Source organism: Anoxybacillus kestanbolensis (assembly GCF_001996285.1).
In the GTDB taxonomy this organism is placed as follows: domain Bacteria; phylum Bacillota; class Bacilli; order Bacillales; family Anoxybacillaceae; genus Anoxybacillus; species Anoxybacillus kestanbolensis_A.
The window spans coordinates 1-7693 of record NZ_MQAD01000042.1; the positions used below are offsets into that span (position 1 = coordinate 1).

A 7693-nucleotide genomic window follows, 5' to 3' on the forward strand; every position below is an offset into this window, starting at 1 on the left:
CATACATATTGCTTCCCTACAGGCTGAGAAAACCGATGAGTTTCGCCATTTTTATACCATCTCATCCATGTCTTGATCTGCGTCTTATTTTTAATACCTAACGTCTCCATAATTTCTCGGTTGGTATACCCTGCTTGTTTCATCTCGATAGCTTTCCACTTGATCTCCTCTGGATAAGGAACTCTTGTCCCCATAAGACAAACACCTCCACAAATCGAAGTAAGTTATACATTCGATTCAGGAGGTGTTTTTTCCTTGTCCCATTTTACTGGGTCACTTCAGGGGTTCCCTAGCCGGCTTTTTATTTGCTGGAATTTAGTCGATAGCGCAATTTTCGTCCGTGCACGTTTTTCCTTTTTCCGCAAGCAATTGTAGCGATGAGGACTGCTGTTCTTCTGCCCATACTTTTTCTAATGCTTGGCGGAATACGTCGACGGGCTGAGCGCCAGAAATCGCATATTTTTGATTGAGCACGAAAAACGGTACACCGCGAACGCCGAGTTGAGCCGCTATCGCTTCTTCGTTTCGCACGTGTTCGGCATAACGTTCGCTATCAAGCACCGCTTCCGCCTCTTTCCGATCAAGCCCTGCCGCTTCAGCAAGCTCCAGTAGCACGTTGCGGTCGCTAATTCGCTTCGATTCGGTAAAATAGGCGTAAAACAGCCGCTCCACTACTTCATCAAGCTTCCCTTTTTCCTTCGCATATTGCGCGAGACGGTGGGCATCAAACGTATTGGTCGGTTTCATCGTCTCAAAACGGAACGTAAGACCAAGCGCCTCCGCTTGCTTGCCAATATCGGCGTTTGCCCGCTTCGCTTCTTCTACGGAAATACCGTATTTTTGCGCAATCATTTCGTGAATGCTAAATGGCGTTTCTTTTTTTGCATGCGGATCAAGTTCAAAACTACGGAAGACGACCTCGACATTCTCCCGATGCGGAAAAGACGCAAGCGCTTCTTCTAACCGCCGCTTGCCGATATAACAAAACGGACAAACAAAATCGGACCATACTTCAATTTTCATCGTCACACCTCGGTTTTGTCCTCCAGATCGGAGGGAATTTTCTTCCTTATTGTAACGAATATGTTTTTCTTTCTTCAAATCATCTGCTTGCCCTATCCTCACGCCATTTTTCGTCTGTAAACGCGCATTGCAGTTATATACGCAACAATGAGAATACCTAAACACCATACGAGCGGGATCTATTGGATCGCGTTGTTTCGCATACCCTCCGCCTCCTATACAATGGTAACCTTTGATAAATCAGCACCTAGGCCTTTCAAGGAAGCATAGGTGAGTTTATCCATCACGGCGCCGTCAAAGCAGATGGTTGGGATGGTGCGGTAATATTTATTGGTCAAAGTGAAACCTGGATGGAACGAAGTATTTTTGAGTGTCGCTCCTTCAAAAGATGCTTCGCGCAGTGCCGACTTGGTAAACTTGACGCCGATAAAAGTATGCCCGTCAAAGCGCATTCCTCGTAGGTCGCAATATTTGAAGTTCACACCAATAAAGATACAACGCTCAAACATCGTTTTTCTAAGGTCAAGCGTGTCGAACTTCACATCTGTTAGTTTGGTGTCTGTGAATTTTGCTCCTGTCAGTCCTGATTTACTAAAACGAGTGCGCACCAGGATTGATTGCGTGAGATTTGCATCTGTCAAATCAGTAGCATAGAACAGGCAATCGGTTAAATTCGCGCTCCTAAAGTTGGCTTCGCGCATATCACTTGCTTTAAATAAGCTTCCCGTTAGGTCGGCACCAGAAAAATCGGATCCGCGCAATGCACTCGCTACAAACTTTCCTTTATGTGCGGTCACCCCTGCAAAGTCTCCTTGAGCGATAATCTTATGCGTAAAACATCCTTAATGGTGCTTGCTTTCTAAAAATAGTTCAATATTTCACGCGGCGCAAAGTTTTTTATTTTCTTCAACTCTTCCTTACTCCACCACTTTAAATCAATAAACGTATCTTTCTCTTTTTCAGTCATATTTTCAATCGATAATATCGTGTCGGATTGAATCGTTATCTTATAATAAATCTCCCGGCTTATAAAAGAATCGCTTTTTCCTTCAATGAATACATCGATTTCAAATAGTGGTTCGTCACGAATATCAACAACAATTCCAAGCTCTTCACGTAGTTCTCTTTTCAAAGCTTCGATTGGGGTTTCCTTTCCCTTGATGCCACCTCCGGGAGTTACCCATAACACGACATTTCCTATGACATCCGTAAATTCAAATTTTTGAAGAAGAATTTCATGATATTCATTGGTGATTACTGCCCTAGCGCATTTGCGTATTCGCATCATGTTTTTCCCCTTTATTTTTGTCATGCAGTATATCTTTAAGTGATGTGCCGATATGCTTTCCGACATTGACGGCAATATTTCACTTTCTGAAATGTTGAGCGATCCTCTGGATGTAAAATTTTAAACGCCTCTAACTCTCCGTCGGTAAACGCTCTTTGATTGCGATCAACATAAAAATCTTGCAGCTTTCCACCACATTTTGGGCAATAGTCCCGTTCTCGCCGTATCACATAAATAAGTCCAAATGCACTCGTTACAACAATAAAAATAGGAACGAAAAAATTTAGAAAATTACCCATTGCTCTCAACCCTCAACTAAAATTACTACCTTTATCCTACATAAAAACTTAAAAAAACGATGTCGAATTTTGTCGTGAAAACAAAAAAAGACAGAGGGTTTCTCCACTTCTGTCTCAACTTATCGGCAACATCCAACGAGGACTATTGCCCTCGCTGTTTCTCCAAAAATTCTATTCGGTTGTGAAACGGATCAAGAAACGAGAAGCGAGCAATACCAGGAATGGCTTTTTCGTCTTTCGTCACTACTCCCTTTTCTTCCAAATAACGTCGTACTGCTTCAATATTTTCGACTTCAAACGCGGGGTGGCTTTTGCTTCGATATCCTTCGCGGTTTTCAACTCCGATATGTAGTCCAATATCGCCAACTTCATACCAAAGCCCGCCACTTGCTTTCAACGTTTCCGGTTTTTCGATTTCGCTAAAACCGAGCACTCCTGTATAAAACGCTCGCGCTTCGTCCTCTGCACCGATCGGAATGCAAATTTGCACATGATCGAGCCGTTTGATAACAATGTTCATTTGGATTCTCCTCTATTTTTAAATATTATCGTTTTTGACATTTGATCATGATAAATTTAAACGGTGGTTTGTTTTCCATGTTCTTATGCGGCTCCACCACCTCTGAATATTCTATCAGTCCATACTTTCCAAACTCTTGTTTTATGGATTCATGATCATAAAAAAACATTTTTAATCCTTCCATAATCTCGAAGTAATCTTTATCCAGTTGTTTCCCTTTTCCAAACATCGGTGCTTCTTTTGAAATAGTTGTAAAAATCATATACCCGTTTCGTTTTAACTGATTATAACAATCTTTAATAAACTTCTCTCTTTCACGCTCATTCAATAAGTGAATTAGCGCATGGCAAAATACGCCATCATAAAGTTGGTCATCAAAAGGCATGTCAGTTACTGAACCATGGAAAATAGGAAGATGAAGCCCGTGTTGCCTTGCTAACTCAATGGCTTTTTTTGAAATCTCAATACCTGTTACGTTTATTCCGTTATCGATAAAAACTTTTGCGTTTCTTCCATACCCAATACCTGGAATTAATATATTTTTCACTTTCTTTTCAAGGAAAAAGTCTTTTGCTAAGATCGCAGACTCTGAAGGTTCAAATCCCCACATCGTTTGCTTCTCAATAAAACTGGACTCCCAGAATTCTTTCGTATTCATAAATTCCCTCTTCCTTCCTTTCTACTCTCCGTCATTTGTTTCCAAACGGATCCTTTCGCTTCTTCGCCGCCTTCGATGCGTTCAATCGCCATTTTAACTTGCATGCTTACCTCAAATTCCGGGTCGTTTTCGGCCGCTTTTAATGCAGGCAAGACGGATTCATCACCATTTTCGTATAAAAACATCGCGGCACGCCAGCGAACGAGCTTGCTTGCGTCGTTTAGCGCTTCAACCATGACAGGAATGGCTTCCACGTCACCAATGTCAGACAAACAGTCACCAGCGGTACGGCGCACAGAAACGGCTGGGTCTTTTAGTGCCTCATATAAATACGGAAGCACGCTTTTGCCACCAATCATTCCTAAATACGCAGTCGCTAAGCGACGAATGGCGACTTTTTCGTCTTTTAACGCCTTTGCCAATACAGGCAAATCGGTTTCCTTCGGCTCTATCATTTGTTCCAACGCCGCATATCGTTTCGTCCAGTCTGGGTTCTCTAGCATTTGTTCTGTTACTTGAATGCTTGTTCGTTTTTGTGTTTTTGCCTGTTCGCCTTGTTTAAACATGTGCACGAGCCGTTCAAGCCGTTCGGGTGGATAAGCGGCAGACAATTCCTCAACAATATCAGCGCCGATTTCTTCAAACGTTCCGTACCGCACGCCCTTTTCGACCCATTTTCGCTCTATGACGATATTCCCCGCATGTTTTTGCGCTTCTAGCACCGCATCGACAAACGGCTTTGGCAAGCCAACACGTCTCTCTTCGTGACCGTCCGTTAACTTCACTTGCATCGGCAAGCCATACAACATTTGCACATACACTTTCACTTCGCCAAAATGATCGTTGCGTACGGGCTCATTATCTTGGAGTTCCTCCACCTGCTCGCCAAATACTTCGCGCACCTTCGTTAAAATCGGTTTCCAGTCATATTTCGCATGCCGTTCGATAGCTAAAAAATCAGCGACATGATAAATGCCTTTCACGCCTTCAATTTGCAGCAATTGCTGGATAATGGCAGGCGCATGCGCAGCTTGCGCAGGTTTATAGTTATAACTTGTGCCAAATGGAAGCTCTTCATCAAGCAACACTTTCATTGTATTTGGACTTGGCGTTGGTTCAATCGATTGAATTTTCATTTCTTTCTCTCCTATCCTCTACAAAAAATACCTCGTAACTTCATTAAAAAGGAAGAAACAAAGAAAAGCAAAAGTTTCGCTCAATAAAAAATACCACCTCCATAAATTGCAGAGATGGTTTCACATCGTCTTACACAAACACTTTTGTCAACAAAATGTGTCGTATGTCGTCATGAAGCGTTTCATACTTAGAATCGTTGAGATCTTCTTTCGTTACCCAAGCAAATTCAGAATGTTCGTCGTTTAGTGTAAGTGAAGAAATATCATCATTTTTTGGTTTGACAATATACGTGAAAACAACCCGATATATATCTTCGTCACCACTTTTGCTTTTTAAATGACGAACAAATAACTCTTCTAGCAATTCTACATCCAAATTAATTTCTTCCTTTGCTTCTCGGAACAAACCTTGGACAGGAATTTCCTCGTACTTAATTTTTCCAGCCGGAACGTTCCATACATTCGGAGCTACCTTACAATGTTCTGCTCGTTTTGTTAAAAGAACTTTCCCATCGTGCCATACAATCACTTCAACAGAAATTCGATAATTCGGATACATACATTTTCCTCCACATTATTGAAAATCAAAGACAATGACTCTTTTTTCCCTATACTCAAAACAACTCTAACTGTTCTGTTTCACCTAACCGTTCAAGTGATTTCGGATCATGATCTTGAAAATAGGCGTGATAAACAGGTTCGGTTATACGCCCACCCTTCCTAGCGTTCGACACGGTGACACTTCCCATGCTTCATACGGTACTAAACAATTACATTTCATCGCATCCTGTACTCGTGAAGCGATATGCGGTCTCGTTATATATTTTGAAATGTTTTTACTAGTTAGCAGAAAAAAATTTGCTTCCTTTATTTCCTGGGTCTGAATGTTCAAATCACCTTCTTCATACTTCCCACGAAATACAACAACTAATATATGGTCCGTAGCATTGTAATATACTCCTGTTACTCCTAGTGGTACTATTTTCAATCCTGTTTCTTCATGCACTTCCCTTACTAATGCATGATGCAAAGACTCTCCTTCTTCGACTTGTCCACCAGGAAGTTCCCATGTATCGGAACGGTAATGTGTTTTGACAAGCAATACTTCCCCATGGTCATTTACAATATAACCAGAGACAGCCACTATGTGCTTTGGTACAATCCTCATGTTCTTCTCATCCTTCAGTAAGTTGATTTTAGAGTAAATGTATCTCACTGAATTTTTTCGCACGATGCAATATATTGACATTGCGCTACAATGGCCATGTCATGATCCCATTTTCTTAACCCATAAACCATGTGATGAGTAAATGAGTATTTCTGATTAGGATTCGATAAAGATACGGTATGAATAGGAATATCGTTTGCTATATTCAGTTATGTAGTATTGATTCAGTCGACCCCTTTCCTTTCATTGGTTATAAAACCCGATTTTATTGTACAGAAAGAGAACGAAAAATGTTGTCGAATACTATCGAAAAGGATGAATAAATTTTGAGCGTGACAGGCACCGTACCTAACCGCCATATATGCACCTCGCTTTCTGTTTTGTTGCATATTTTCCGAGTAACTATTCAGCCACATCATAAAGTGAGCTGAATATTTTCTTCTTTCCTTGTCTATGATGTGAATACTGATAGACAAGGAGGTGAATCGCATGTTGACGGTACAACAAGCTGTATTTACAGTTGAGAGCTTAATCGGCAAAGTTCAACAACAAAAACAGCTCATTCATCAACTCGTTCAAGAAAATGAACATTTGCGTCACGAAAACAAACAACTACGCAAAGAAAATGAACAACTGAAGTACCGTGTTCAAGAGCTGGAAGCACGCACGAAAAAAAACAGCTCCAATAGCCATTTGCCCCCATCTTCTGACCGTTTTGCCAACACACGTTCTTCTCGTCAACCATCTGGCAACAAGCCAGGCGGACAAGAAGGACATCAAGGAACGACGCTCCGTCAAGTGGAACATCCACATCATCGTGTCGTCCACCGTGTGCATACGTGTCAAGGATGTGGGGCTTCTTTGCGTGAAGTCAAACCGTTCAAAGTCGATATCCGTCAAGTGTTTGATGTCCCTCCTGTGGCGATCGAGGTGACACAACATGAACGTGAAGTGAAATCGTGTCCACATTGTCGATGTGTTCAACAAGCCGAATTCCCATCCCATGTCACGAATCATGTGCAATACGGTCCACGGCTCACGGCGCTCGTTGTTTATTTGCATCATATCCAATTGATCCCGTACAAGCGTTTAAGTGATACAATCGAAGCGTTATATCAACACTCGATTAGTACGGGAACTCTTGCCAATATGGTGAAACGAGGACGCGAAGCGCTGGAATCAAATATGGACATCATCGAAGACGCCTTACTTGAATCCAACATCCTGCATGTCGATGAAACGAGTTTGTGCATCAATGGGAAACTCGCATGGGTGCATGTCGTGTGTACATCGAGATATACATACTTGGCTCCTCACGCTTCTCGTGGAAAAAAAGCGACCGATGATATCGGGATTCTTCCCCGATATGAAGGGACGATGATGCACGATGCGTTCGGTACATATCCGAAATACACGCATGCCACCCATGCCCTTTGTCATGCCCACCATTTGCGTGAGTTAAAAGGATTCATCGAACAAGGGTGTAAATGTCAAAATAAGAATGCACAATTTTGATTGTATAGTGATGTACAAAAATGATTTTATGGATAATTATGTTATTAAGTGGTGGATAGTAATAACTTGACATGGAGCCTCTACGG

9 protein-coding genes and 2 pseudogenes are annotated in these 7693 nt (G+C 41.8%); 1 reads left to right on the forward strand and 10 read right to left on the reverse strand.

What is annotated here, in order from left to right; translation table 11 throughout:
* From BO219_RS14940 to BO219_RS14295, 10 genes and pseudogenes are all read right to left on the reverse strand, one after another.
* A partial coding sequence (locus BO219_RS14940; RefSeq protein WP_226373845.1) for a helix-turn-helix domain-containing protein occupies positions 1-194 on the reverse strand: 194 nt, incomplete at its 3' end.
* Between the two features lie 121 nt (positions 195-315).
* Positions 316-1023 carry a DsbA family oxidoreductase gene (locus BO219_RS14255; protein ID WP_043967077.1) on the reverse strand — a complete coding sequence of 236 codons (708 nt, stop codon included), beginning with the start codon at positions 1021-1023 and terminating at the stop codon, positions 316-318.
* A 215-nt stretch (positions 1024-1238) separates the two neighbouring features.
* A pseudogene (locus BO219_RS14260) lies at positions 1239-1841 on the reverse strand (pentapeptide repeat-containing protein); the annotation flags it as partial.
* 41 nt (positions 1842-1882) lie between these two features.
* A complete protein-coding gene (locus BO219_RS14265) occupies positions 1883-2308 on the reverse strand; it encodes an NUDIX domain-containing protein (RefSeq protein WP_043967025.1) in 426 nt (141 codons plus the stop codon).
* Between the two features lie 38 nt (positions 2309-2346).
* Positions 2347-2610 (reverse strand): hypothetical protein, encoded by a 264-nt coding sequence (locus tag BO219_RS14270; RefSeq protein WP_077429994.1) that lies wholly within the window; start codon positions 2608-2610, stop codon positions 2347-2349.
* 142 nt (positions 2611-2752) lie between these two features.
* On the reverse strand, positions 2753-3130 hold the full coding sequence (locus BO219_RS14275; protein ID WP_077429995.1) for a VOC family protein: 378 nt from the start codon (positions 3128-3130) through the stop codon (positions 2753-2755).
* Positions 3131-3155: 25 nt separating this feature from the next.
* Entirely contained in the window at positions 3156-3788 is a 633-nt protein-coding gene (locus BO219_RS14280) for a class I SAM-dependent methyltransferase (RefSeq protein WP_077429996.1), read from the reverse strand.
* On the reverse strand, positions 3785-4924 hold the full coding sequence (locus tag BO219_RS14285; protein WP_077429997.1) for a conserved virulence factor C family protein: 1140 nt from the start codon (positions 4922-4924) through the stop codon (positions 3785-3787). Before BO219_RS14285 ends, BO219_RS14280 begins: the two co-directional genes overlap by 4 nt.
* A 130-nt stretch (positions 4925-5054) precedes the next feature.
* Entirely contained in the window at positions 5055-5483 is a 429-nt protein-coding gene (locus BO219_RS14290) for an NUDIX domain-containing protein (RefSeq protein ID WP_077429998.1), read from the reverse strand.
* Between the two features lie 144 nt (positions 5484-5627).
* The gene (locus BO219_RS14295) at positions 5628-6092 is read right to left on the reverse strand and encodes an NUDIX hydrolase (RefSeq protein ID WP_143271316.1); all 465 of its coding nucleotides are present in this window, start codon (positions 6090-6092) and stop codon (positions 5628-5630) included.
* Between the two features lie 489 nt (positions 6093-6581).
* On the opposite strand from BO219_RS14295, the pseudogene tnpC reads away from it, so the two are divergent.
* A pseudogene (gene tnpC / locus BO219_RS14300) lies at positions 6582-7574 on the forward strand (IS66 family transposase); the annotation flags it as partial.
* Positions 7575-7693 lie beyond the last annotated feature (119 nt).

Excerpts from the sequence above, each read along its gene's own strand:
- BO219_RS14255 (WP_043967077.1), bottom strand. The coding sequence starts at position 1,023 with ATGAAAATTGAAGTATGGTCCGATTTTGTTTGTCCGTTTTGTTATATC.
- BO219_RS14265 (WP_043967025.1), bottom strand. The coding sequence starts at position 2,308 with ATGCGAATACGCAAATGCGCTAGGGCAGTAATCACCAATGAATATCAT.
- BO219_RS14270 (WP_077429994.1), bottom strand. The coding sequence starts at position 2,610 with ATGGGTAATTTTCTAAATTTTTTCGTTCCTATTTTTATTGTTGTAACG.
- BO219_RS14275 (WP_077429995.1), bottom strand. The coding sequence starts at position 3,130 with ATGAACATTGTTATCAAACGGCTCGATCATGTGCAAATTTGCATTCCG.
- BO219_RS14280 (WP_077429996.1), bottom strand. The coding sequence starts at position 3,788 with ATGAATACGAAAGAATTCTGGGAGTCCAGTTTTATTGAGAAGCAAACG.
- BO219_RS14285 (WP_077429997.1), bottom strand. The coding sequence starts at position 4,924 with ATGAAAATTCAATCGATTGAACCAACGCCAAGTCCAAATACAATGAAA.
- BO219_RS14290 (WP_077429998.1), bottom strand. The coding sequence starts at position 5,483 with ATGTATCCGAATTATCGAATTTCTGTTGAAGTGATTGTATGGCACGAT.
- BO219_RS14295 (WP_143271316.1), bottom strand. The coding sequence starts at position 6,092 with ATGAGGATTGTACCAAAGCACATAGTGGCTGTCTCTGGTTATATTGTA.